The following is a 262-nucleotide window of genomic DNA, read 5'->3' on the forward strand; positions in this document are numbered from 1 at the left end:
TTCCAGCAAGGCAGTCTGGGTAAGCAGGGCCACCGGCGCCGCATCACTGAGCATATAGGCCAGCCGTTCGGCCGGGTAGGCCGGGTCAAGCGGCAGATAAGCCGCTCCGGCCTTCAGAATGCCCAGCAAGCCCACGACCATCTCCAGACTGCGTTCAACGCAGATAGCGACCCGGTCATCCGGCTGCACGCCGAGGGCCAGCAAATGATGAGCCAGCCGGTTGGCGCGGCGGTTCAGTTCGCCGTAGCTGAGGGACTGTGCT

1 protein-coding gene is annotated in these 262 nt (G+C 64.5%); it reads right to left on the reverse strand.

What is annotated here, in order from left to right; translation table 11 throughout:
* A partial coding sequence (locus ABR397_RS23905) for an AMP-binding protein (RefSeq protein ID WP_350307859.1) occupies window positions 1–262 on the reverse strand: 262 nt, incomplete at both ends.

Source organism: Photorhabdus viridis (assembly GCF_040256935.1).
Classification (GTDB): Bacteria; Pseudomonadota; Gammaproteobacteria; order Enterobacterales; family Enterobacteriaceae; genus Photorhabdus; species Photorhabdus viridis.